Source organism: Halococcus thailandensis JCM 13552, from assembly GCF_000336715.1.
GTDB lineage: Archaea > Halobacteriota > Halobacteria > Halobacteriales > Halococcaceae > Halococcus > Halococcus thailandensis.
The window spans coordinates 17567-41699 of record NZ_AOMF01000163.1 but is presented as its reverse complement, the minus strand read 5'-3'; the positions used below and the strand labels follow the sequence as shown (position 1 = coordinate 41699).

General features: G+C 66.2%; 26 protein-coding genes. 11 read left to right on the top strand and 15 right to left on the bottom strand.

Annotated features, from left to right (window positions below):
- Nucleotides 1-3 precede the first annotated feature (3 nt).
- Nucleotides 4-1299 carry a right-handed parallel beta-helix repeat-containing protein gene (locus C451_RS13125; protein ID WP_241431236.1) on the bottom strand — a complete coding sequence of 432 codons (1296 nt, stop codon included), beginning with the start codon at nucleotides 1297-1299 and terminating at the stop codon, nucleotides 4-6.
- A 227-nt stretch (nucleotides 1300-1526) separates the two neighbouring features.
- Between C451_RS13125 and C451_RS13120 the strand changes: the two genes are divergently transcribed.
- Nucleotides 1527-2051 carry a type II toxin-antitoxin system RatA family toxin gene (locus C451_RS13120; RefSeq protein WP_007741281.1) on the top strand — a complete coding sequence of 175 codons (525 nt, stop codon included), beginning with the start codon at nucleotides 1527-1529 and terminating at the stop codon, nucleotides 2049-2051.
- A gap of 36 nt (nucleotides 2052-2087) precedes the next feature.
- Here C451_RS13120 and C451_RS13115 read toward each other — a convergent pair whose 3' ends face one another.
- A complete protein-coding gene (locus C451_RS13115) occupies nucleotides 2088-2843 on the bottom strand; it encodes a GNAT family N-acetyltransferase (protein ID WP_007741280.1) in 756 nt (251 codons plus the stop codon).
- 158 nt (nucleotides 2844-3001) lie between these two features.
- Here C451_RS13115 and C451_RS13110 point away from each other — a divergent pair, with 158 nt between their 5' ends.
- A complete protein-coding gene (locus tag C451_RS13110; protein WP_007741279.1) occupies nucleotides 3002-3688 on the top strand; it encodes an HD domain-containing protein in 687 nt (228 codons plus the stop codon).
- On the opposite strand, the gene C451_RS13105 is transcribed toward C451_RS13110, so the two are convergent.
- Together C451_RS13105 and C451_RS13100 are read right to left on the bottom strand one after the other, a co-directional pair.
- Entirely contained in the window at nucleotides 3677-4354 is a 678-nt protein-coding gene (locus C451_RS13105; RefSeq protein WP_007741278.1) for a LysE family translocator, read from the bottom strand. The genes C451_RS13110 and C451_RS13105 overlap by 12 nt on opposite strands.
- Before the next feature lie 369 nt (nucleotides 4355-4723).
- A complete protein-coding gene (locus C451_RS13100) occupies nucleotides 4724-5914 on the bottom strand; it encodes a threonine synthase (protein WP_007741276.1) in 1191 nt (396 codons plus the stop codon).
- A gap of 86 nt (nucleotides 5915-6000) precedes the next feature.
- Between C451_RS13100 and C451_RS13095 the strand changes: the two genes are divergently transcribed.
- Together C451_RS13095 and C451_RS13090 are read left to right on the top strand one after the other, a co-directional pair.
- Nucleotides 6001-6282, top strand: a complete 282-nt coding sequence (locus C451_RS13095; RefSeq protein ID WP_007741275.1) for a DUF7545 family protein — start codon at nucleotides 6001-6003, stop codon at nucleotides 6280-6282.
- 52 nt (nucleotides 6283-6334) lie between these two features.
- A complete protein-coding gene (locus tag C451_RS13090; RefSeq protein ID WP_007741274.1) occupies nucleotides 6335-7594 on the top strand; it encodes an NAD(P)/FAD-dependent oxidoreductase in 1260 nt (419 codons plus the stop codon).
- A gap of 9 nt (nucleotides 7595-7603) precedes the next feature.
- Here the strand turns inward: C451_RS13090 and C451_RS13085 are convergent, their stop codons facing one another.
- Nucleotides 7604-8263, bottom strand: coding sequence for a helix-turn-helix domain-containing protein (locus C451_RS13085; RefSeq protein WP_007741272.1), 660 nt, complete (start codon nucleotides 8261-8263; stop codon nucleotides 7604-7606).
- 103 nt (nucleotides 8264-8366) lie between these two features.
- On the opposite strand from C451_RS13085, the gene C451_RS13080 reads away from it, so the two are divergent.
- Together C451_RS13080 and C451_RS13075 are read left to right on the top strand one after the other, a co-directional pair.
- Nucleotides 8367-8783: a hypothetical protein gene (locus tag C451_RS13080; RefSeq protein WP_049913115.1), complete on the top strand. Its 417-nt coding sequence runs from the start codon at nucleotides 8367-8369 to the stop codon at nucleotides 8781-8783.
- 36 nt (nucleotides 8784-8819) lie between these two features.
- Entirely contained in the window at nucleotides 8820-9590 is a 771-nt protein-coding gene (locus C451_RS13075) for a DUF7839 domain-containing protein (protein ID WP_007741270.1), read from the top strand.
- Here the strand turns inward: C451_RS13075 and C451_RS13070 are convergent.
- Nucleotides 9587-10186 (bottom strand): J domain-containing protein, encoded by a 600-nt coding sequence (locus C451_RS13070; RefSeq protein ID WP_007741269.1) that lies wholly within the window; start codon nucleotides 10184-10186, stop codon nucleotides 9587-9589. The genes C451_RS13075 and C451_RS13070 overlap by 4 nt on opposite strands.
- 100 nt (nucleotides 10187-10286) lie before the next feature.
- Between C451_RS13070 and C451_RS13065 the strand changes: the two genes are divergently transcribed.
- Nucleotides 10287-11120: a phosphatase PAP2 family protein gene (locus tag C451_RS13065; RefSeq protein WP_007741268.1), complete on the top strand. Its 834-nt coding sequence runs from the start codon at nucleotides 10287-10289 to the stop codon at nucleotides 11118-11120.
- Between the two features lie 109 nt (nucleotides 11121-11229).
- Here C451_RS13065 and gatE read toward each other — a convergent pair whose 3' ends face one another.
- Nucleotides 11230-13116: a Glu-tRNA(Gln) amidotransferase subunit GatE gene (gene gatE / locus C451_RS13060; protein ID WP_007741266.1), complete on the bottom strand. Its 1887-nt coding sequence runs from the start codon at nucleotides 13114-13116 to the stop codon at nucleotides 11230-11232.
- Between the two features lie 232 nt (nucleotides 13117-13348).
- Between gatE and C451_RS13055 the strand changes: the two genes are divergently transcribed.
- Nucleotides 13349-13996, top strand: a complete 648-nt coding sequence (locus C451_RS13055) for a glycerophosphoryl diester phosphodiesterase membrane domain-containing protein (RefSeq protein ID WP_007741265.1) — start codon at nucleotides 13349-13351, stop codon at nucleotides 13994-13996.
- Between the two features lie 117 nt (nucleotides 13997-14113).
- Here C451_RS13055 and C451_RS13050 read toward each other — a convergent pair whose 3' ends face one another.
- The 6 genes from C451_RS13050 to C451_RS13025 all read right to left on the bottom strand — a co-directional run bounded on the left by C451_RS13050 (nucleotide 14114) and on the right by C451_RS13025 (nucleotide 19328).
- Complete coding sequence (locus C451_RS13050; protein WP_007741264.1) at nucleotides 14114-14749, bottom strand: hypothetical protein; 636 nt, start codon at nucleotides 14747-14749, stop codon at nucleotides 14114-14116.
- A gap of 206 nt (nucleotides 14750-14955) precedes the next feature.
- On the bottom strand, nucleotides 14956-15777 hold the full coding sequence (locus C451_RS13045; RefSeq protein WP_007741263.1) for an SDR family oxidoreductase: 822 nt from the start codon (nucleotides 15775-15777) through the stop codon (nucleotides 14956-14958).
- 28 nt (nucleotides 15778-15805) lie between these two features.
- Nucleotides 15806-16597 carry an endonuclease V gene (locus tag C451_RS13040; protein WP_007741262.1) on the bottom strand — a complete coding sequence of 264 codons (792 nt, stop codon included), beginning with the start codon at nucleotides 16595-16597 and terminating at the stop codon, nucleotides 15806-15808.
- Nucleotides 16597-17517, bottom strand: coding sequence for a rhomboid family intramembrane serine protease (locus C451_RS13035; protein WP_007741259.1), 921 nt, complete (start codon nucleotides 17515-17517; stop codon nucleotides 16597-16599). Before C451_RS13035 ends, C451_RS13040 begins: the two co-directional genes overlap by 1 nt.
- 258 nt (nucleotides 17518-17775) lie before the next feature.
- The gene (locus tag C451_RS13030) at nucleotides 17776-18342 is read right to left on the bottom strand and encodes an NUDIX hydrolase (RefSeq protein WP_007741258.1); all 567 of its coding nucleotides are present in this window, start codon (nucleotides 18340-18342) and stop codon (nucleotides 17776-17778) included.
- A 44-nt stretch (nucleotides 18343-18386) separates the two neighbouring features.
- Nucleotides 18387-19328, bottom strand: a complete 942-nt coding sequence (locus C451_RS13025; protein ID WP_007741257.1) for a diacylglycerol/lipid kinase family protein — start codon at nucleotides 19326-19328, stop codon at nucleotides 18387-18389.
- A gap of 51 nt (nucleotides 19329-19379) precedes the next feature.
- Between C451_RS13025 and C451_RS13020 the strand changes: the two genes are divergently transcribed.
- Nucleotides 19380-20087: a CehA/McbA family metallohydrolase gene (locus C451_RS13020; protein WP_007741256.1), complete on the top strand. Its 708-nt coding sequence runs from the start codon at nucleotides 19380-19382 to the stop codon at nucleotides 20085-20087.
- 40 nt (nucleotides 20088-20127) lie between these two features.
- Nucleotides 20128-21099, top strand: a complete 972-nt coding sequence (locus C451_RS13015) for a CPBP family intramembrane glutamic endopeptidase (RefSeq protein WP_007741255.1) — start codon at nucleotides 20128-20130, stop codon at nucleotides 21097-21099.
- Nucleotides 21100-21110: 11 nt separating this feature from the next.
- On the opposite strand, the gene C451_RS13010 is transcribed toward C451_RS13015, so the two are convergent.
- The gene (locus tag C451_RS13010) at nucleotides 21111-21524 is read right to left on the bottom strand and encodes an Lrp/AsnC family transcriptional regulator (protein ID WP_007741254.1); all 414 of its coding nucleotides are present in this window, start codon (nucleotides 21522-21524) and stop codon (nucleotides 21111-21113) included.
- A 97-nt stretch (nucleotides 21525-21621) separates the two neighbouring features.
- On the opposite strand from C451_RS13010, the gene carA reads away from it, so the two are divergent.
- Nucleotides 21622-22683, top strand: a complete 1062-nt coding sequence (gene carA, locus C451_RS13005) for a glutamine-hydrolyzing carbamoyl-phosphate synthase small subunit (protein ID WP_007741252.1) — start codon at nucleotides 21622-21624, stop codon at nucleotides 22681-22683.
- Here carA and C451_RS13000 read toward each other — a convergent pair.
- Nucleotides 22680-24068 carry an RDD family protein gene (locus tag C451_RS13000; protein ID WP_007741251.1) on the bottom strand — a complete coding sequence of 463 codons (1389 nt, stop codon included), beginning with the start codon at nucleotides 24066-24068 and terminating at the stop codon, nucleotides 22680-22682. The two genes, carA and C451_RS13000, sit on opposite strands and share 4 nt — an antisense overlap.
- Nucleotides 24069-24133: the final 65 nt, after the last annotated feature.

Genomic DNA, 24133 nt, shown 5'->3' with positions numbered 1-24133 from the left:
GGCTTAGCGGTTAAACCCCGGCCCTCGGTCGTCGCGCCCGCGCAGTGCCACGATACCGAGGACGACCAGTCCGATCACGCCGGCGATCACGAACACTGCTCTGACGATGCCGACAGAGCTCTCGGTCGCCTCGCTCTCTCCCTGTGCGGCCGTTGGCGTCGCGTTCGCCGCCGACGGCGCTTGCTCCGTGGCCGCGGAGCCGGGGATGGTCGTCGGTGTCGGTGCCGGCGTCGCCGTCGGGGTCGCGGTCGCCGTCGGCGTCGACAGGTTTCGCTGGACGGCGGGTCCCTGATCGGCCGAGACCGTCACCGGCCCGCCGGCGTTCGCTCCCGCGTCCGACAGGGCGGCGAACGTGCCGAATTCGCTGATGTTCGCCGAGACCGTACTCGACGCGCCGTTGGTCTGCGAGTCGGCGACGCGCGACCAGTGTTGGCCGTCGTGTCGCCACAGCGCGACCGGGTTGTTGGCGTTGCCGTAGCTCATCGTCAGCGAGATCGCCGCCTGGCCGCCCCGGGTGCCGGTCGCTTCGACGTAGCTGTCGAGGTTGCCCGCCCCGCGTGGGAGCGGCGGCGGCGAGGTCACGGCCCCCAGTGCGACGTTCCGTTCGGAGAAGGAGAACGTCCCCGTCGCGAGATCGAGATTTCTGACGATGTTCTCGTTGTCGTTGCGCTCGGAGTAGTAGTCCCACCGGCTGTTGTTCCGGGCGACGCTGTCGACGACCGTGTTGTTCGCGCTCTCGCGCTCGAAGTGGATCCCCCACCGGTTCTCGACGGCCGTCATCCGGCGCAGTGTGTTGTTCTGGCTCTGCCCGCCGAGCGCGATCGCGATGGCGCTGCCGGTGGCGGTGTTGTTCGCGAGCGTGTAGTTGCTCGACGCGCCGAGAGCGATCCCCTCGGTGCTGTTCTGAGTGACCGTCCGGCGGATCGTCCCGTTGTCGGTTTCGAGCGCGAAGACGCCGATCGACCAGTTGTGCGCCTGGAGGTTCTCGACGGTGACGTTCGTGACTGGCCCTTGACTCCCGTCGATCTCGACACCGTGACCCGTACCGGTGCCGGCGATCGTGTGGCCCTGACCGTCGAGGGTGACGTTGCCCGCGGTGATCTCGATACAAGCCGCATTGGGATCGTCGAGATCGCCGGTGACGGGTCCGGTCAGCGCGTACTCTCCGGAAGAGTCGATCGTCCGACAGGAATCGACCGTCGTGGTGTTGCCGGCCTGCTGTGCGCTCACCGTGCCGGCCGTGGCCGCGACCAGCACGACGACGATTCCAACGAGCACGGCTGCTCTCGCCCCGACCATCCGCGATCCACGTGGCATCATCTCTCGTTCACATCGCTTCCGACCGTGGGGTCATTTATTTCACGGTATCAGTCGGCCAATCGACCACACTCCTCGTCGATATATCCGCGGACGGCAGTCCGTGACGATCGGTGTCGGCGAGCCGACGCCAGCGCGAGGCTGTTTGCTGGGTGAACGCTGCCGATTCCGTCCGACAGTATTAGGCGGTTGCCATACCAGTAGCGGTCGTGGACAGTATCGAAGTCAGCACCGAGGTCTATCTCCCGCCGGCGGACGTCTACGAGTTCCTGATCGACTTCCCCCGTTACGCCGACTACTCCGAATATCTGGAGGACGTCGAGGGTCACGGCGACGGCTCGCCGGGAACGACTTACGATCTCCAGTTCGCCTGGTGGAAACTCACCTACACGGCACGCTCGGAGGTCACGGACGTCGACCCGCCCAACCGGATCGACTGGAGGATCGTCAAGGACATCCACGCGCACGGTCACTGGGCGGTCGAGGGGATCGATCCGCCGGACGGCCGCGAGCACGCCTCGCGAGTACGATTTCACGTCGCGTTCGACGCCGACTCGGTCGATTCGAGCCAGTTCGACCTCCCGAGCCTCGTCTCGCTGTCGTGGGTCGTCGAGAAGGTCAAACCGCTCATCGAGGGCGAGGCCGAGGAGATCGTCGAGCGCATCGTCGAAGACCTCGAAGGCGAGCCCCGGCCCGTCGATCTCACTGTCCACACGAGACCCGATTCTGTCTGAGACGGTTCCCGCTCCCTCACCGGGCGTTACGTCCCACTACCCGCGGGTGGCGTCCCAGCGCGTCGCCTTCCGGAGGTTGCCACACTCGTTGCACTTCACGCGACCCATCGTGTCCATCGCGTTGTCGAGGGTCTCGCAGTTCGCGCAGTAGTAGCCGTACTTGTGCTCTTCGTCGAAATCGGGATCGGTGTAGGCGGTGAGGAAGGGGCCTTTCGAGCCGCGTTCGACCTGCTTCTCGTTGACGTACAGCCCGTCGTCGAGTTCGCGCGTGGGGTCCGTGTCTTCGAGCGTCGGCTGGACCGAGACGTCGTCGGCGTGGAGATAGATGTTCTCGACGAAGTCGCCGTCGTCGATCTCGACGGTGTCGGTGCCGACCTGCTCGAAGTCGAACGCCGCGTAGAACTCGTTGCCCTCGGTGTTGTCCTCCAGCACTTTCGCGCGCAGCTGTGCGGCACCCATCTCGAAGAGCGTCTCGCGGGTGTGCTCGAACAGGTCGCTGGCGATCCCCTGCCCCCGATAGTCGGGATCGACGTGGAGCCAGAGCAGGTCGCCGTTGCCGCCCTCGTTGACGAGATCGCTCTCGGTGAACCCACGTAGTTCGCCCTCGTCCTCGGCAACCATCAGGAGCGTATCGTCCTCGTCGAGTTTCGTCGCGATCGCTTGCTCGTCGTACCACTGGGAAATCGCGCCGTCGATCGTGCGCGGGCTGAGCGAGTACGACTGTTCCAGCGATCGGCGAGCGATCTCCCGTATCGCCCCGCCGTCGTCGGCCGTTGCTTCACGCAGTTCCATACCACTCGTTCGGCACTCGATGGGATAAACCCCTGTGTCACTGGCAACACTCCTCGCCGGTATGGTGATCACAGTCATGGGGTCGTAACGCTAAAGGGTCGAACATACGTCTAGTCGGATAACATGAACGGAACACGAAAGATCAGGAGGGAGTCGGATTGGGCGTCGAGGTGAGGGAATCGCCGGTTTCGACCGCCGAGTTCGCGGAGATGAAGCGGTTCGTCTCCGGCTATCTCGAAGCGAGCATCGAAAACGAGGGGACGGGCGGGCGCATGCGCTGGTATCCCTGGCACTCGGCGAGCTATCGGTTCAACCACATCTTGAACGTCGTCGAGATCGCCGCCGACATCGCCGCGAGCGAGGGTGCGAACGTCGACGTCGTGCGCGTCGCGGCGCTCTTCCACGACGTCTCGAAACTGGAGGCCGAACAGGACCTCCACGCCGAGGCGGGCGCACACGTCGCCCGCGAGTTCCTCGAATCCCACGGCGACTATCCCGAGTCGTTCGTCGACGAGGTCTGTACGGCCGTGAGCGAGCACTCCTATCAGGGGCCGCTCGACGAATTGCCACTGGAGACGCGCTGTCTGATCGAGGCGGATCTCCTCGACAAGATCGGCGCGAACGGTGCGGTGTTGCTCCTCCTCCGGATGGGCTACGAGTCGCGCACGCACATGGACGCCGCCGAGATGGTCGGGCGCGTGCTCGAACGCGGGCGTGACGCCGAAGAGCGCATCCGGAGCGATCGCGCCGAGAGCCTCATCCACCAGCGCCTCAAGCGCGTGAAGTGGCTGCGCGAGTGGCTCGACGACGAGATCGCCGGCGTCGGACTCGACTCAGACGAGTGAGCCGAGCATCGCGAGCGCCTCACCAAGGAAGGCCACGCCGAACCCCGCGAGCACGAGCGCGCTCGCGTAGGCAACCGTCGAACCGACACCGGTAAGGCGGCGCTCGGCGGCGACCAGCGTCGTCGGAAAGCCGACGACCCACGCGGCGATCCCGGCGAAGAAACCGACGAGCAGTGCTGGGCTACCCGTCGCGACGACCAGCGTGCCGGCGAGTTCGCTCGACAGTGGTTCGAGCACGTCGATCCGCCCGGGTTCGAGCATGCCGACGCCGATGGTGAGCCAGAACACCACCTGATAGGGGTTCGTGATCGCGAGGGCGAACGCCTTGGCGAACCCGCGGCGCTCGCCGGTGGCCGCCGCGTGGTCGTCGTTCGCACTGCGAGCCGCGTCGTAGGCGAAATAGAGCATCAACAGGCCGCCGACCGCGAAGGCCGCGCCGCGGATCGCTGGGACGCGCTCGACGATCGCGACCACGCCGACCAGCGCGAGCACGAAGAAGCAGGCGTCGGCGGCCATCGCGCCGAGACCGGCCCAGACGCCCGAGAGCCAGCCCCGCAGGACGCTCTCCTCGGCGATGACCGCGTTCATCGGTCCCGGTGGCGCGGCGATGGCCAGCCCGAAGACCATCCCTGCGAGCACCGTCGTCACCGTCCCGAGAACGGACATTCGAACGATGAGAGGAGTGGAGCCGTGAAAAGTCGGTCGGATGGCGCGGTGGCCGCCGCGCTGGCGGTTGCTGTACGGCGGCGGGTGCGGTGCGGTCCTGGCGTCTCGGCGAGCGACGCGATCCGAGGCTCAGGAGAGCTTCGCTCTCCTGGTGGATGAAGGGCGAGGCGCGCGAGCGGAGCGAGCAGCAAACGAAGTGAGCGCGCGCCGAGGGCTTCGGCGGTGTTGTGCGGAGAGCGGTCGTGTCCGCGCGAACGCAGTGAGCGCGGTTCACCGCGAACGAGGCAAAGCCGAGTGAGCGGGAGTTTTTGGTCCAGATTTTTGCGAGGAGTGGTGCGCGGAGCGCACCCGACGAGTAAAAAGGTGGTTTTAGATCCCCTTGCCCATCAGGTGGCTGCGGAGGATGTCGGCTTCCTTGTTCGCGCTCGCGTCGTTCACGAGCACGATTGTGTCGTCGGCCCCGAACACGTCCTGTTCGGCGAGTTCCCACGCGCCGCTGGCTGCCGCCGCAGGGGTCGCGCCCATTTCGATGCCGGTGTGCTGGGCCACCGTGATCGCGCTGTCGAGGATCGATTCGTCGTCGGTGGCAACAGCGCCGCCGTCGGAGTCGTCGAGGGCGTCTAGAACGAGCGGGCTCCCGTGGGGGTCGGCGATCTCGATACCGCCGCAGATCGTGTCGGGTACCTCCCAGGGTTCGTGGCTGTCGTCACCCGCCTCCCAGGCCTCGACGATCGGCGCACAGCCGCTCGCCTGGGCGGCGTACAGCGCGGGGAGATCGTCGGTGAGGCCGAGTTCCGCGAACTCCGTCGCGCCCTTGTGCAGACCGACGAGTCCGACGCCGCTGCCGGTGGGCTGGACGATGCCGTCGGGCACTTCCCAGTCGAGCTGTTCGACGATCTCGTAGAACATCGTCTTCGCGCCTTCGTGGCGATAGGGTGTCTCGAAGGGGTTCGTCGCGTACCAGTCCTCGTCGACCATTGCGTCCGCGCAGGCCGCTGCGGCGTCGTCGAACCGGCCCTCGACGACGTTCATATCGCCGCCGTGGACGTTGATCATCGCCTTGTTGCCGAAGTTCGCGCGGGTGGGAACGAACGCGTGGGAGTCCAGCCCGGCACGGGCGGCGTAGGCGGCCGCCGACTGCCCGGCGTCGCCCGTTGTGGCGAGCGCGACGTCGCTCGCGCCGTGTTCGCGGGCGGCCGACACCGCAAGCGCGTGGCCACGATCGGTACGGCTCCCCGTCGGGTTGCGGCCCTCGTCCTTGATCAGCAGTCGTTCGACGCCGAGTTCGTCGGCGAGCTCGGGACAGTCGACCAGCGGCGTCGTGCCTTCGTCGATCGTCACCGCCGCCGTGCGGGGAACGGGAAGGAGCTCCTCGTAGCGCCAGAGCCCGTCGAACGGGCGGGTTTCGAGCTCGTCGCGCGCGAGATCGATGTGGTTCAGATCGTAGCGCGAGTCGAGGAACCCGCCACAGTCGGGGCAGTCGTGGGTTGTGGTTTCGGGGTCGAAGCGCTCGCCACAGTCCGTACAGACGAGCCCGTCGAATGCCGCCGTCGTCTCCATGCCCCGACTACCGACGCGAGCGACTAATCGGTTCCCTTCATCACCCGGATCGTCAGCGGTTTGCCGCCGGCGGCGTATCGCCGAGCATGACCGAGCCGAGGGGTGAGACGATCACGTTCGACATCGCGGCGAGCGACGAGCACGCGGAGCTCGAACTGCCGCGGGCGCTGGTCGCGGCGCTCGCCGACGAGACCGATAGCACGCCCGACGTCGTCGCCGATATCGTCCAGTTCGATTGCACGCGCCGTGCTTACGAGATGGATGGAGACGAGATGGCAGAGGCCGAAGCGATCGAACACGACGCACTCGCACTGTTCGAGGACCATTTCGGGGTCGCCTTCGAGTCGCTGATCGACCCGGAGGAGTGACGACGCGCCACCGTCACGCAGTCGTTTTGTGGGCGGCCCGCACAGGGCGAGTATGACACAGGTCACCGTCGTCGGCGGCGGGCTCGCGGGACTGGTCGCGGCGCGCCACCTCGCCGCGGACGGCGCGGACGTCGAACTCCTCGAACGCCGCGAGTCGGTCGGCGGGCGCGTGCGCAGCCGCGAGATCGACGGCTACACCCTCGATCGCGGCTTCCAGGTCCTTTTTACCGGCTATCCGGCCGCACAGCGCGAACTCGACTACCGGGCGCTCGACCTGCAGTATTTCACACCCGGCGCGACGCTCGCCTGGCCCGGCTCCCGAAGCGTGCTCGCGGACCCGCGACGCGATCCCGCCTCGCTGACCGAGACGCTGTTCAACGCGAACGTGACTTTCGGTGACATGATCAGCCTGCTCGGGCTCTGGCGCGAGCTCGCGAACGAAGACGAGAGCGAGGTCTTCGCTGGCGAGGACGAATCAATCGACGAATTCCTCCGGGATCGTGGGTTCTCGAACCGGTTCGTCGAGCGGTTTTTCGCCCCGTTCTACGGCGGGATCACGCTCGATCGGACGCTCGCGACGTCGGCGGCGGTGTTTCGCTACACGTTCCGGATGCTCGCCGGCGGGTCGATCGCCGTGCCCGCGGCGGGCATGGGTGCGATCGCCGACCAACTCGCTGCCGCCGCACGCGAGGAGGGCGTCGATATCACGCTCGACAGTGAGGTCGAGGCGATCGAGGGGAAGAGAAACGGCGCGACGGTCGAACTGGCTGGCGAGAGCCGCGAGGCGGACGCGGTCGTGGTCGCCGCGGATCCGAAACGTGCGAGCGAACTCACCGACGTGGCGTCGATCCCGACCGATGCTCACGGCTGCGTGACACAGTACCTCTCGCTGCCGACCCACCAGCGCCTCGACACGGGAAAGAAACTCCTCCTCAACGCCGGCGGCACCGAACCCAACCACGTCGCACCGCTGTCGGCCGTCGCCCCCGACTACTCCCCTGCTGGACGCGAACTGCTCAGCGCGACCTTCCTCGGCGAGCAGGAACGAAGCGACGAGGAACTCGCCGAGCGCACGCGCGAGGCGCTCGCGGCCTGGTATCCCGAGCGGCGCTTCGACGACCTCGAACTCCTCGCGACCGACCGCATCCCGTTCGCGCAGTTCGCCCAGCCGCCGGGGTTCTACCGCGATCTCCCGTCGACCGACGCATCCGATGGCGAAGTGTATCTCGCCGGCGACTACACGAACTGGTCGTCGATCCAGGGGGCGCTGGAGAGCGGTCGGACGGCTGCCCGTGCGGTGCTCGACGAGTGATCGTCGAAGTCAACGCCCCATCCGACCGACGACGAGCGCGTTCTCGATCAACGTCTTGTGTCCCCGGTGGAGTCGTTCGGAGAGCGCCTGGTGGGTGATGTCGAGATCGGCGGCGAGTTCGTCGAGCGTCGACTCCTGTGGAATGTCGAAGTAGCCCGCTTCGACGGCCGCGACGAGCGTTTCGTGCTGGAGATCGGTCAGCCCGTAGCGGTCGCGGTCCCCGCCGTTGAGATCGTAAATGCGTTCGACGGTCATCGTCAGACCCTCTTCCTGGCTGAAATCGTAGGTCGCCGACAGCGAGTCGCGATCGGGAAAGAGGATCCGCAGGTGCCACTCCCCATCCCGGCCGTCGGCGTTGAGCACCGTCGCCTCCTGGTCGAGCAGCACGTGGAGGACGATGCGAATGTCCTCGACCCACTCCATCCGGTAGAACCACTCCTCGTCGAACGCCCCGAGCTCGGTGAACTCCTCGACGCTCGGATCGTCCGCCAGCGCCTCGTCGAGACGGTCGCGCTCGATGTCGCCGGTGGCCCAGACGAACGGCATGATCCGGTCGGTCTCGTGGGCGACGACGCGCTCGGTCTCGAACTTCGCGTCCGGGAACGCGTCGAGCGTGTCGGCCAGCGCGAACTCGGCGGCGGGGATCGACAGCTCCGCGATGGTGCTCATGGGCGCGGTAGTCGACGTGCCGGGATAAACTCCGGCGATCCCGCCCTCAGCGTCTCCGTGCCCGACGACGGTTTTTTGCGCCGTGCGCGCGATCGACCGATGGATGGAGCCATCGCAGCGCCTCGCCAGCAACCTCGTCGCCGAGTCGAAGGCGTACGGCTACACGCTCACGATCTGGGGTGGCGGTGCGATCCTCGTCGCCCACTACGGCACGCCGGACATCCTGGAGGTCGCGGCCTACGTCGGCGGCGCGCTCGTCGCGATGACGCTCCTCGCGGTCGTCGCGTTCGGTGGACTGCTCGCCGAACAGCGCCGACCCGACGGCGAACCGCCGCCGGTCGTCTCGATGGTTCACATCGTCGCCACCGGCGGGAGCCTGCTCGTGAGCTACCTCGTCTCGGTCACGGGAAAGGGCCGCCTGCCGCCGGTGCTCGTGTTCGCGCTGGTCGGCTTCCTCGTGACGGCGCTGTACAACACGCTGCTCGTCGCCGAGGACAGCATCGGGCGCGCCGTCGAGTGACGGTAGGATTTTCATGACGGCCGCCCGACCCCTCCCATGACCGACGTTCTCGACGACAAGCGCGACGCGACCCGCTTTCGCATTCTGGCAGCCATCGCCGAGCGCCAACCGGCGGTGAGCCAGGGTGAGATCGCCGACAACGTCGGCGTCACCGCACAGGCCGTCAGCGAATACGTCCGCGAACTCGACAGTGACGGATTCGTCACGAAGGAGGGCCGCTCGCGCTATCGCGTCACCGAGGAAGGCGTCGACTGGCTGCTCCGCTCGGCCGCCGACCTCCAGCGGTTCGTCGATCACGTGACCGACGACGTCCTCTCGAGCGTCGGCGAGGACGCCGCCATCGCCACCGACACGATCGAAGAGGGCCAGCAGGTGTCGCTCTCGCTCGACGACGGACTCCTCCGAGCAACCCCCGGCGACACGGGGCCGGCGACGGGCGTGGCGACAGGGGAAGCCGAAGGCGACGAGGTCGTCGGCGTCACGGGGTTCGAGGGCGTCATCGATCTCGAACCCGGGACCGTCGTCGTCCAGCAGGTCCCACCCGTCCGCTCGGGCGCGGCGAGTTCGCCCGACGCGCTCGCGGCGGCCTGTGACGGCGTCGATCTCGTTGCGGCGGCGGGCGTCGAGGCGGTCGTCGCGCTGCGCGGGATCGACGTCGAACCGATCAGGTTCGCGGCGGGTGCTGTCGCGGCCGACGCCGCTAGTCGTGGCCTGGACTGTGCGGTGGTCGTCACGGGCGATCGCGTCGGAGAAGTGACCGATGCGTTGCGGGACGCCGGCGTCGCCTACGAGGTCTCGACCGGCTAGCCGGCGCGTTCCTTCGCGGTCGTGTAGGCCTCGCGCACGCGCTTGAACTCCTCGTGATCGCCGCCGTGGTCGGGATGAACCCGTTTGACTTTCTCCCGATAGGCGGCGGTGACTTCGCGCGCGCTCGCTTCGGTCGAGATGTCGAGAACCGCAAAGGCGGCGCTCGCGGGGTCGATCTCGCCGTCCTCGATCTCGAGGGTCGGCGTCTCGAAGGGGAGTCGTGAACCGAGATGGACGCCGGGCAGTTCGTGTTCGACCAGGACGGCATGGGTCGAGGAGCGCCGGAGACGGTAGTACGTCCGCGGATCGAACGTGATCGCGACGTCACGTTCGGGCAGATAGAAGGCGACTGATCGGCTCTCGATCGGATGGTTCTCGACGAACGACTCGCCGATCGTTTCGAGATAGTCGCGGATCTCCCGGCGACGTTTGGCATCACCACTTGCTCCGCTCTCCGTTTGGTCGGAGCCCGCGTCGATCGGCATCGTCGGGAACAGTCGCGCGCCGAGGGCGAAGACGCCGGCGACCACCAGCAGCGAGCCGGCTCCGAGCGCCATCCCGAGCAGCCAGACGGGCAGCGATACCACGTCGAGCACGTCCGCCGGTAGCCGACGACGAGTAATAAATCGTCCGTCGGCGGCGGGCATGACGGGTGGAATCACAACGGCTTTGTGCGGTCTCCGTCGATTCCCGCCGATGCTCGCGGTTTCGCTGCCGACGGCGTACACGCTCTCGGTCGCGCTCGGCTCGCTGCTCGCGATGGGCGTCGCCGCGGCCGTCTTCCTCCCACGGCTCGACCCCGTGGGTTTCGTCAAGGAGTTCCTCCAAACCGACTGGAAATATCTCGGCGTCGCCTGGATCGTCACCAACCTCGTGAACACGATCGCTCACCGCTTTCACGCCGATCGAACGTTCACGTGGCTCGTCTACGAGTTCGAGGGGCCGGTCGTCGCGGCCTTCCAGTCGGTGACGAGCGAACCGCTCACGCTGCTGTTCACCGCCGCCTATCTCGTCGGCTTTCCGACGATCGTCCTGTTCACCTACTTCAAGCTCAAGGCCCACGACGAGCGCGAGGCACGGCGCTACGCGCTCGCGTACGTCGTCCTCGTCCTGATCGCCGTGCCCTTCTTCGTCTTCGTCCCCGTCGGGATCCCGGCGCTCTACCCGGCGGTGGCCGTCAAGCCGCTCATCTTCGACGTGAGCCCGATCATCAGGGCGGGCATGCTCGCTACCGACACGATGGTCAAGGCGTTCCCGAGCCTCCACACCGGGCTGTCGGTGCTCGCCGCGCTCTACGCTAGGAAGGCCGGACCGCGATACGCCGCCACCGCGCTCGCCCTCGCTGGTCTCATCGTCCTCTCGACGTTCTATCTCGGCATCCACTGGATCACCGACGCCGCCTTCGCGGTCGTCCTCGTGGGCGTCGCCTACTGGGTCTCCCGACGCGTCGATCCCGAGCGCGTGCTCCCGGTGCCCGCACTCGGCGGTCTGCGTCCAGCGTTCCTCGGTCCCGATCGCGATACGGAGTGAGGGTTCTCATACTGTTGAACAGATGTACGTGAAAATTCGATTCCGAGAAGCCACTACAACAGGCCGATTTTCGCGTCACAAGTTCTCGATCAAATCTGTCCGACAGTATTTAAGCCCGTTTCTGGATCTCCTCGCGCAGCAGTTCGCTCACCTCGTCGCCCTCCGCACGGCCGCCGAGCGCGCCCATGCACTCGCCCATCAGCCCGGAGAACGCGCCCATCCCCTGCTGTTCGACTTGTTCCTCGTTTCGTTCGACCACTTCGACGACGGCCTCGCGAACCTCGTCGTCGCCCGCGCTCCCGAGTCCCTCGCGCTCGGCGGCCTCGGCCGGGGAGAGCTCTGGATTTTCGGCGATCGACGCGAGCAGGTCGGGGATTCCCTCGCTCGTCACCTCGTCCTCCTGATAGAGATCGAACAGGGCGAGAAAGCGGTCGTCGTCCACGTTCTCGATCGGAACGCCGTCGCGCCGGAGTTCGGTCGCGGTGCTCTCGACCGTGCCCGCCGCAAGGGTCGGATCGACGCCGCGCTCGACGGCCGCCTCGAACAGGCTCATCCGCCGGCCGTAGGCGACCTGTTCGGCGAGCCCGGCGTCGAGCCCGAGCTCCGATCGATAGCGTTCGACCCGTTCGGTGAGGAGTTCGGGCGTCTCGATCCCCTCGAAGTCGAGTTCTACGGGAGGAACGTCAGTTTCGGGATACATCCGCGCCGCGCCCGGGAGCGGTCTGAGATAGCGTGTCGTGCCGTCGTCGTTCGCCCCACGGGTCTCCTCGGGCACGCCATCGATGGCTGCCCGTGCGCGGTCGGCGACCGCCTCGATGGCCGCCTCCGCGCTCTCGGGGTCGGCAGCGACCATCGCCACCGCGTCGTCCTCGCTCGCATCGACCGCTTCTTCGAGCGCCGCGACTTCGTCCTCGGTGACGCCGTAGGCCGGCAGCTCGTCGGTGTGGAAGATGCCGCCGACGCCGTGGCGCTTGGCGTGATCGGCGAACTCGGTTCCCAGGCGGCGGTCGGGCTGGAGTTCACGACCGACGAGTCCGTCGAACCCCTCCAGCCGAACGGCCATCGCCACCCCATCCCCGGAGAGCGCGCCGCCGATGAGCCCGCTGTCGGTTCCGTCGAACACCCCCGAGACGTCCGTCGGGTCGCCGACGCTCGCGTCACGACTGTCGAGTTCCTCGCGGATGTCGAGGAGTTCGACCTGCCGACCGGCCTCGTTGCGTACGATATCGTCGATGTCGTCGAGGCTCTGGACGCCCTTGAGCTCGACGCGCGCGCCCTCGGCGATCGAGACGTTGACGTCCTGACGGATCGTGCCGAGCCCGCGCTTTACCTTTCCTGTGGAGCGCAGCAGCATACCGATGCGCTCGGCAGCCTCCTTGGCCTGTGCCGGCGAACCGATATCGGGTTTCGTCCCGATCTCGACGAGCGGGATCCCGAGTCTATCGAGCGCGTAGCGCACCCCGGCGTCGGTCTCGGCGACGCGGCCGGCGCTCTCCTCTTCGAGCTCCATGTCCTCGATGCCGACTGCGCCTTCGGAGGTGCTGATCGCACCGTCACCGGCGACGCGCGCCGAGCGCTGGAATCCGGACGTGTTGGAGCCGTCGACGACGATCTTGCGCATCACGTGAGCTTCGTCGACGGGGGTCATGTCGAGCAGGCCGGCGATCTCCAGGACGGTCTCGATCGCCTCGTCGTCGATCCGGTGGGGCGGTTCCTCGTCGGCCTCCACGAGACAGGTCGAATCGAAGGCCAGATACTCGAACTCGCGCTCGACGCTCGCCTCTTCGAGCGCCGCGACGTCGATCTCGCCGAGTTCGCTCCGCGTCGGGTGGAGGTAGCGCCGGAAGCGATGAGTCGACTCCTCGGGCTCGCGCCGATCGGTCGGACAGCCACAGAACAGTTTCGATGCCGTGTCGAGCTGCTGGTGGATCTCCAGCCCGGCGACGAGACCCAGCTCCTCGTAATCGTACTCGTGGTCGGCGTGCTCCGCGCTCATTACCTCGTCGTGTGGCGTCCAGCGACAAAAACCCGTCCAGTCGCCGGCGTCCCGTCTGTGGCCGGACCGACTCTACCGTCGAACGGTCCTCGGAGGAGTTGGCGAACTGAGACGACGATCGATACTATTGAACGATTCGAATGGAGTAGGGACAAAACGATACAGCTATTGTTTGAATACAATTCGGTAGAAATCACAACGTTGTTCATCCCGACCGATGCATGTCGAACCCATGTCGACGGAGTCATCGCCGCTTGCAGGGCCCTCGATGCTCGCCGTTCTTCGCGGAGCGGTCGACGCCATCCGGCAATCGCCAGCCATCGTCGGACTGTTTATCGTTTCAGGGCTATTTGGGATCGTTCTCCCGCCGTTCATCGGCGTTGCGGCACGGCTGTTGCTGATCCTCGTCGGTGTCGTCGTCGCCTACCGAGCGCTCGGTGGACGGACGCGAACGGATTCGCCGTTTCTGCTCCGGCTGTTCATGGCGTTTCTCGCGACGGTCGCGTCGTATCTGTCGGTGTTCGTCGGTGGGATGGCGCTCGCCGTTCCGGATACCCTCGGCTGGGTGGGGTTTTTCGTGTTCGCCCTCCCCGGACTGTATCTCTATTTTCGACTGTTTCTCTCCACGCCGGCGGTGATGATCGACGGATACGGGCCGGCCGAGGCGCTCACCACGAGCTGGCGACTGATGAACGGCTCCGTCCTCGCCACCGCGTTCGCGGTCACGCTCGTGTTCGTCTGTGGGCTCGTCGTTCTCGTCTCGTTGTTCGGGATCGTGCAGTCGTCGTTCGTCGCGGAGATCGGTGGCGTCCTCATCATGGACTCGTTTCTGGCCGGGATGCAGGCGTTTCTCTACCTGCAACTCACCGAAAGCTCCTGACTGTTCGTCGGCGACCATCCAGTAGCTCCGTTCGTGATCGGCGTGCTCCGCGCTCGCTATCTCGGCGAGTGATCCCTGGCAAGGAGTTCGTTCGGTCGTCGGTGGCCCAGTCGACGTTTAGCTCCCACCGGTACCGGCGTTGCCACCGATACCGCCACCCGCACTATCGTTGCCGTCTCCGGAGCCGAACTCGACGCTGTTGTTCGTGACGTTGACCTCGAACTCAGCGGTTTTCGTGTCGCTGTGTTCGCTATCGCCGGCATCGAGATTCCCTTCGATTTGGAGCCCGATCGGGCCCACGGTACGCGTCTCTCCATCATCCTCGGCGTGGAATTCGTCTTTCTCCCAGGGGCCGTCCTCGACGATGCTGAGCTGCTCTTTGAAGGCGTAGATCCCGTCGTTCGTATCCCGTCCCGACGAGGAGAGATCGGCTGTTTCTGAACCGAGTTTCTCGTAATCGTCGTCATCGAGTCCATCCTGGATCGACACCACGAACTCGATCTCCTCCGGATCGGCGTCGATTCCGTCCCACGAATACGTGAGATCCGGCTTGAGGAAGACGTCCTGAATCGTCCCGTCGTCAGAAGCGATGTCGACATCCGCAGCGCTGAGCGATTCGGCGTCGATGGCGAACGCGGGTCGGGTGAAATGCTGAAACCCGGCGATCCCGACGACGCCAGCGGCCGCTGTCGCGCCGATCTTCGAGAGTGCTCGTCGTCGATCGATACCGTCTTTCTCCGTGTCGTCTGCCATTACGGATTCAACAACAAGACGTGGTTGAAAGACGGTGTTCTCTAGGTAATTAGGTTTCGTGTCGGGATTTGTGTAAAATATGAATTCGCTATATTATTCATGAGGTTTCTATATTATCTGCGTCCCACATTGGGACAGGGTAGTGGTAGTTGTTAACAACAATTTCGATTCCGATTACGAACGGTTCGTCATAGTGGTCGCCGGAGCTACACGAAGCGGCGAACGAGATCGTAGAGCGAGTTGCGCACGCCGGCAGGGAGGAAGCGAGCGTACTCGGCGACTCCCGCGAGCGTTCCGACGGGGTAGCGCGCCGGCGGATCGGGGGCGACTGCCGCATCGAGGATGGCGTCGGCGACCTCGGTGGGGCTGACGGTACCGACGCCGCCCTCGACCACGGTTCGGTAGTCCTCGAAGTAGTCGTAGAACAGCTCGTAGGCACCCGATCGTTCGAGCCCGTCGAGCTCGTCGCCGGCACGCTCCTCGAACGCGGTGGCGACCGGACCGGGCGCGACGACCGACACGTCGATGCCGTAGTCGGCGACCTCCGTGCGCAGCGCCTCGGACATCGCTTCGAGCGCGGATTTCGATCCGGCGTAAACGCCACGCCCGGGGGTGGCGAAGCGACCGGCAGTGCTCGAAACGTTGATGATGCGGCCGCGTCCGCGGTCGCGCATGTGCGGGAGGACGGCTCGGATCAGTCGGTGCGGACCGAAGGCGTTGGTCTCGAACTGTTCGCGGACCCGTTCGGTGGGGACGTCCTCGATCGGCCCGAACTGGCCGTAGCCCGCGTTGTTCACCAGACAGTCGATCCTGTCGGTCTCCTCGACGATCCGCTCGACGACGCTCTCGACCTGATCGTCGTCGGTCACGTCGAGCGCGGCAGTCTCGCAGCCCGCCAGTTCGAGATCCGAGACGTCGGCGTCGTCACGGGCGGTCGCGTAGACGGTCCATTCGGCGTCGAGGAAGGCCTCGGCCGTCGCGCGGCCGATGCCCGACGAACAGCCCGTGATGAGTACGGTTTTCGCCATTCTATCCCATTCCTCTCGGGCCGGGTAGTTAACTTCCGTCGTTCCGCGTCCGCTCGCCGAATTCGCCCTTCGCCGTCGCGGCGTGGCTGTCGGCGAGTCGCGTCGGTTCGGGGAGCTTGTAGCCGTCGCAGAGCTGCTCGACGAGATCCGCGGCCGTCTCGGGACCGACGCGATGGCCCGGGCTCACGTAGACCGGGTTGATGTGGCGGTTCCCGGAGTCGTACTGGCGCGTCTGGAGCGCGTAGCCGATCGTTCCGTCGGCCCCTTCGACGTCCTCGTCGGCGTCGATGGCGACGCGCGCACCCTCCGAACGTCCGTCGAGCGAGCCCTGCGGGCTGCCACACAGCAGGCTCTTGGCGACGCCGATGCTCGGGAGATCGAAGACGACGCCGAGGTGGGTGGCGAGACCCGCCTCACGGTAGTGGATGCGCCCGCTGCCGTCGAACACCGCGAGGTCGGGCTGGGTATCGAGATTCCCGAGCGCGGCAACGATCGCCCCGGCCTCGCGAAAGGAGAGCAGGCCGGGGATATACGGAAACTCGCAGTCGACGGCGGCGCTCGCGCGTTCGATCACCTCGCCGTCGCGCAGGGCGACGACCGCACCGACCGCCCGCTCGTCGAGAAAGGCCTGGTCGATACCGACAACGATGGGCGAGTCACCGGTCGTGGCTGTGAGCGTGTTCGCCATCGAAACGGTCGCGGGATCGAACGGGAACTCGTCCGCGAAGATCGCTTCGTCGGCGACCGTGCGCTGGAGGGCCTCCATCTCCTCGCGCGAGCTACTGGCGTCGGGGACGAACTCAGGACGGACGGGCTCCATCAGAACGGTCCCCGTCCACGTCCGGGACCGCCCATGCCGCCACCGCCGCGCCCGCCGCCGAACTGAAGCTGGTTGGGCATGCGCTTTCGACCCTTGACGCGCCGGCCATAGGCGAGTCCGATGAGCAGGCCGACGAGGTGGGCGACGTTGGCGACGCCGGCGATGCCCGGCCCGCCGAGCGCGCCCGAGACCGAGATGACGACGTAACCGATGGTGAGCAGCCAGATCGGGACGGGAATGAAGAAGTAGAGATAGACGCGGAGATCGGGTTTGAGAACGGTGAGGACGCCCATGATCGCGAGCGCGGCACCGCTCGCACCGAGCGCACCCGTGATCCCTCCCTGGAGCATCTCGATACCGATCTGGCCGAGTCCGGCGAGCGCGCCGCTCCCGAGGAAGAGCAGGGTGAAATCGCGCGAACCGATGTAGTTCTCGACGATTCGCCCGAAGAAGTAGATCACGATCCCGTTGACCAGGAGATGGACGAAGCCGCCGTGGGCGAAGATCGAGGTGAACCACGTCCAGACGTACTCGGGATGCTGCGGCGAGATCACGAACACCGCGTTCCAGAGCTGACTGCCGGGTGGCGCGCCGAGGAACGGGAAGACCATGATCTGCAGCGCGAAGGTGACGAACATCAGTCCGAGGAAGACGAACGTCATGTTGCCGCGGAAGTAGCCGAGCGGGCCGCCGGTGCCGGTGTCGAGCAGCCCCGAGAGCCAACTCGACGACTGCCCACCCCGGTTGTTCACGCTGTCGTCGAACCCGCTGTCGAAGACGCCCTCGGGATCGTTCCAGTCGTCGAGGCCCGGACAGTCGTGGCTCTCGGGCAGACGGTGCTCGCCGCAGAAGGTCCCGCCGCAGTGTCGGCAGTGGTACGGCATGTTTTCCGATCTGCCGCAGACGTCACACGTCGCCATTGTCCGCCACTAGCACCGACGAGTCAAGTCCGTTGGGGTACGGCACTCGCGGCAGCCATGCTGCGGCTGTGGCGTGGCCGCCGTGGCGGTCGCGGCTCCTGGCGGATGAAGGGCGAGGGGCGCGAGCGAGGCCGCAGGCCGAGCGAGTAGCGAACGAAGTGAGCGCGCGCCGAGGGCTTCGGCGGTGCTGTGTGGGAGCGGACTAACGGCTCGCGAGCAGACATCGTAGGCGCATGAATTCCGAAGAAAAACGGTCCGCTAGAAGTCGCGGCGCATGGCGATCTCGAACCAGGGACAGAGGTCGAGCTGGCGGTACCAGCGCGGATGCTCGTGGAGGCGTTCGTAGGGCACCCAGAGCACGCCGCCGACCTCGCTATTGTCGGGATCGAGCGTCGTGTCGGTGAGCGTCGCCTTCAGGACGGTGCAGACCTCCCATTCGAGCCCCTCGTCGTAGTAGTAGCGTTTGTACTCGAAGCGGTCGGTCGCCCGGAGATCGTCGTACTGGTCGGGCGTGACGCCGAGCTCCTCTTCGAGTCGTTTACGCGTGGCGTCGAGTTGTTCCTCGCCCTCGCGGGGGTGGGAGGCGACGGTCCCGTCCCAGCCGGTGTCCCAGAGCCGTTTCTCGGGGCTGCGCTGTGCGAGCAGGAGGTTGCCCATCTCGTCGAACAGCATCGCGGTGAACGCGCGGTGGCGGACGCCGTCGCCGGTGTGGGCGTTGAGGCGCTCGACGATCCCCTCGGAGTCGTCGTTTTCGTCGACCGCGACGAGCTGCTGCTCGGCATTCGGGGTTTCGCTGTCTTCGTCGGCGGCGTCTCGTGTGCTCATGGTGGTCTCTCGCGGACTGTGTTCATATTGCCTTCGACTGCGGCCTACTGCTCGTCGATCGCCGGCGGGTCGGGCTCGTAGCCGTCGCCGACGCGGATCGAGAGTGCGCTCGCGTCGACGTCGATGTCGAGTTCGCGCGCCGAGAGCATCTCGCCGTCGAGGCTGAAGGTTCCCGGATCGCCCTCCCGAACCGAGATCGACAGGGACGAACTTTCGAGCCGGGTGATGTTCGCGGTGTCGCTGCCGAGCAGCCGCCGGAGCGTCGCTTCGCCGACGAGCTGTCCCGTCGGCCGGTCCTCGATGACTGTGATCTCGAACCGACCGTCCTCCATGTCGGCCTGGGTGCGCCCCTCGACGGGGAACCGCCGGCCGTTGCCCACGAGGATGAACGCCGCGTCACCGCTCCAGGCGTCGTCGCCGGCAGCGGTCTCGATTTCGAGCGGGAGCCCGTCGAAGTCGGTCGCCGTCTGGACGGTGTTGACGACGTAGGCGAGCACGCCGAGCGAGTCCTTCATCTCCGAGGTGGTCTCGGAGCTCGCGTTGGCGGTCAGGCCCGCGATGGCGGAGTTGACGAACGGCCGTCCGTTGGCGATGCCGAGGTCGATCGTCCGTGTCTCGCCGTCGGCGAGCACCTCGAAACCGTCCGCGATGCTCTCGACGCCGATGTTGCCCGCGAAATTGTTGCCCGTGCCCGTCGGGACGATGCCGAGGACGGTCGAATCGAACGCGTCGGCCTCGTGGAGCCCGCGCACGACCTCGTGAACGGTGCCGTCGCCGCCGGCGGCCCCGAGATAGTCGGCGTCGCTCTCGCGGGCGAGATCGATGGCGTCACCGCTCTCGCTCGTCTCCCGGACCGAAACGCCGTATTCGTCGGCGTAGTCGTAGATCTCGTCCGTGTGATCGGCGCTGCCGCTGAGTGGATTGTAGATGAGTTCGCGCGCGCCCGTCCCACCGTCGGAGCGGAGCGGCGATTCCCGCGTGGTCATATAGCGACCTCACGTCGCAACAGCAAAGGCCTACCGACACCGCGTTCGGCCGTGTACCGCATCGATCTCCACGCGCACACGCGCTTTTTTCACGGTCATCGACGGCTTGGCGACGTCTACGACCCGCTCGGCGGCCGACTGCTCGCGGGGGTCGCGCGGGCGCGCGGTCTCGACGGGGTTGCCACCACCAACCACGACTACTACCGCGCGTTCGACGACGAGATCGCCGGCGTGGCCGTGCTCCCTGGCATCGAGATCTCGACCACACGGGGGCACGTACTCGTGGTCGGGCCGGATCCCCCGAACGAGACCGATCCCGGCGAGCTGACACCGAGTGAAGTCGTCGACATCGCCCACGAGCGCGACTGTGCGGCCATCATCGCCCATCCGTACCGTAACTCCACGGTGAGGGAGGTCGATGCCGCCTTCGACGCCATCGAGGTCAACGGCAAACATCCACGGACCCGCGAGTGGGTCGAACGCCTCGCTGAGCAGTACGAGCTGCCGATGACCGGGGGGAGCGACGCTCACTACCCGGTCGAGGTCGGGCGTGCCTACACCGCGGTCGACGTCGACGAGCCGACACCCGAAAACGTCGTCGCGGCCATTCGCGACGGGCGTGTCGAGCCCCGCGTCGCCGACTGGCTCCCCTATCGCCTCATCGGTCGACTCTATCGGTATATCCACACCGAGAAGGACCAGCTCGACGCGCCCGACTGGGCGACGCCAGGCGTCGGAACGCCGCCGGAGGATGATTGACGTGCCTTGATTATATCGGTCGGGCCATTCACGAACATGCATGACGACATCGAAGACGAAACGTTCGGACCGGGACGCGTTCCCGACGGCGACAGGGTCCGAAGATGGCGACGTGGAGTGGCGGCGCGTGGGGCTGTTCGTACTGTTTGCTTTCGGGATCTCGTGGACGATCGGTGTGATCGTCTCCATGACCGGCGGTATCGGCTCCGAGAGCCCGACGGTGTTCGCCGGTGTTCGGCTCTGGTTCGTGCTCGTCGTCACCGGCTACATGTTTTCACCGGCGATAGCAAACGTTCTCACACGATTCGTTACCGGTGAGGGCTGGGATGGACTGGCTCTGCGCCCGCGACGACGTCACTGGCGATGGTGGGCCGTCGCGTGGGTCGTGCCGCCCGTCCTACTCTATCTCGGGGCGACGATTTTCTTTGCGCTGTTTCCGGAATTTTTCGATCCAACGCTGAGTGCCGTGGGTGAGACACTTGGGGTGACACAGGGGACGGAACTCCCGATCGAACCACGGGAACTCGCGCTCATCGCGGCAATGGCTGCCCTCACGATCAACACGGCAGTCAACTGCGTGGCCACGTTCGGTGAGGAGTTCGGTTGGCGGGCGTATCTGCTACCGAAACTCCTCCCTCTCGGCGGTCGTCGGGCCGTCTTGCTGTCGGGAGTGATCTGGGGCGTCTGGCACTGGCCGCTGATCGTGCTGGGTTATAACTATCCCGAAACGCCGCTGCTCGGTAGTCTTGCGATGGTGTATTTCACTGTCGTCGCCGGCGTGTTCCTTGGATGGGTGACGCTGCGGGGCAACAGTGTCTGGCCCGCCGTCATCGGTCACGCTGCGATCAACGCGAACGCCGGTATCATGCTGCTTTTCACGCAGAACGACCCGAGTCGACTCCTCGGTCCCGCAGTGACCGGTGTGATCGGCTCGCTACCGCTGGCAGTGTTTGCGGTCTGGCTCCTCGTTCGCTCCAACGTGTTTTCCCCACCCAGTTCATCGAGTTCCTGACGCAACCCGACTCATTCGCGCCGTTCGTCCAGAATGAGTCTGGTCTTCGTCGAGATGACGTCGTCGAGTTCGCGCGCCTGCGTGATGAGATCGTTGACGGCGCTCGTGTCGGCCGCGTCGACGATCAGCACGACGTCTTCCTCGCCAGAGACCTGCCAGACGAAATCGACTTCGGGCCACTCGGCCATACGCTCGGAGATCGCCGAGGTGTCGACGTCGACGGCGACGCTCACCTCGATCATCGCCTTGATATTTCCCGTGCGGGTGGTCACGGTGAACCGCTCGATCGTGTCGTCCTCGATGAGCCGCTCGACGCGATTCCTGACCGTCCCCTCGGAAGTGCCGACCTGGGTGGCGATCTCGGTGTAAGGCGTTCGGGAATCCCGTCGGAGCACGTCGAGGATCCGGCGGTCGAGGTCGTCCATCCCTCCCCTACCGACGGCCGACACTTCACGATTACGAATATCGTAACTTTGTTTCGAACACAACGGTTATTAGGGGTGCGTCTGTACGCATATCGTAATGGAAGAGGCCTACGTCGCCATCGAGGGTGGCATCGTACTGACCGGACGTTCGCGCGCGCCGGGCACCGCTCGTGGCGAACTGGTGTTCACGACGGCGTACACGGGCTACGAGGAGAGTCTCACCGATCCATCGTACGCCCAGCAGGTGCTCACGTTCTCGTACCCGCTCATCGGGAACTACGGGGTTCGTGACGAGCGCTTCGAATCCGAGAACGTCCAGCCGTCCGCGGTGCTCGCCCGCGAACTCACCGACGACGTGGCGGAGTGGCTCACCGAAGCGGGCGTGCCCGCGCTCGACCGCCTCGATACGCGCGACGTCGTGACCGAACTCCGCGAGGAGGGCGCGATGAAGTGTGGCATCGCCGCTGGGCCCGACGCCAGCCCCGAGGCCGCACGCGAGCAGCTCGAACAGTGCAAGGGGATGAGCGAGCACGTCGACATCGGTGCCGACGTCAGCGTCACCGAGCCGGTCCGTCACGAGGGTGGTGAGTACGAGATCGCGCTGATCGACTGCGGCGCGAAGGGCTCGATCGTCTCCTCGCTGCTCGATCGTGGCGCGAGCGTCACCGTCCTGCCCTACGATGCGACGCCCGACGACGTGCGGGAGGTCGATCCCGATCTGCTCTTCCTCTCGAACGGCCCGGGCGATCCCGCCAATTTCGAGGCCGCACAGGAGCTCGTCGACACGTTCGTCGGCGATCTCCCGATCGCCGGCATCTGTCTCGGTCAGCAGGTCGTCGCGCGGGCGCTCGGCGGCAGCACCGCGAAGATGGCCTTCGGCCACCGCGGCGTGAACCAGCCCGTCCGCGATCTCGACAGCGACAGGGTCGTGATGACCACCCAGAACCACGGCTACGCCGTCACCGAGCCGGGCGAGCTCGACGTCACACAGATCAACGTCAACGACGACACGCCCGAGGGGCTCGAAAGCGACGAGCTCGGCGTTCTCACCCGCCAGTACCACCCCGAGGCCAACCCCGGCCCGCACGACTCGCTCGACTTCTTCGACGAGGTCCTCGAACTCGCGGGCACCACGCGCGTCGCGGCGACCGCGGACTAACTTCTCACCCTGATCTCCGTTTCGGCGACGAGATCGCCGAGGCGCTGATCGCGATCGGTCACCAGCACGAGAACGAACCCGAACAGATAGAAAACGACGAAATCGACCGGTCGCAGCAGGTTCCGGAGGAGACACGCCCGCATCGAGGCCCGCGATCCGTCGGCAGCGGTGACGACCAGCCCTTCGAGATGTTTGCCGAGCGTCCGCCCGTAGCGCGCTTCGAGCAGTACGTAGTACGTGAGCGGCGTCAGCACGATCCCAGCGATGATGCCCGCGAGAAAGCTATCGAGCAGACTCCGTGTCACGATCCCGAGCGTGAACGCGGGAATCCACACCAGCACGCCGAGCGCGACGAAATCGACGACGCTCGCGGCCGCCCGCGCGCCCGTCGAGCCGAGTTCCGTGGGGACGGTATCGGTCGTCGCCGCACTCTCGTCAGCCTCGGCCGGTGAGATCTCCTCGATCCGTCCCGGCGCACGGAGCCATCGGGGCAGGTACGCCCGCTCGACGGTTAGCCCGGCGTCGCTCGCGTGGTCGGCCACCCCGGAGAGGTGGGCCATGCCGGTCACGAGAACGGCCGCGTCGTAACCCTCTTCGTCGGCGATCGTCGCGATCCGCTCGGCCATGTGTTCGTTGCGCGTGTCGAGCGTCCGAGTGACGAACATCGAGAAGGCGAGGAACATCATCAGCACGAACCAGCCGACGAGCGAGTCGGCGGCGAGCGCCATCGCGATCACGACGACGAGCACGGGGATGCGGGTCGCCACGGCGACGGTCGTGTTCGTGCTCACGACCAGTGCGGCCGCGGTGGCGACGGGCAGCGCAGTGAGTGCGAGCGCGAACCCAGCGAGAAACGGGTCCACAGCGACACTGACACCGATCAGGGCGACGAGTGCGACCGTTCCGACGAGCACGCCGCCTGTCCTGTTCCATCGGGTGACGGCCCGGATCGCAACGCCCGCGACGAGGAGGACGGCACTTGTGATCCCCGCGGCGAGCGGTGCGATCGCGAGCAACGCGAACAGAACGAGCCAGTTGAGGGCGATCACGATCGGCCCCGCAGTGGCCATGAGCGTCCACGGATGCCGGTCGATCCCGTGGACCGGGCAGTCGAGCTGCGCGGCGACGATATGCTCGGTCGAATCGAGACGACGGTTGAACAGCAGGTAGTACGGTGCACGGACGAGATCGAGAACGATCCCGCCGAGAACGAGCAGCGGGACGGCGAGCAGCGCGCGCAGCGCCGCTCGCCGCGAGAGCGGGTGTTCGGGCCACTCGACGAACACCGCCTCTGCATCTTCGCTCGCGACGAACGCCGACAGCTCGTCGGCGACCTTCGCGCGGCGATCGAAATGGATCGCACCGAACAGAGAGAGACGGCTCATTCGCCGATCGTTTCTCGGCAGCCGACAAATAGTTGTGCCGCGACGCGGGCGTTAGCGCACCCGCA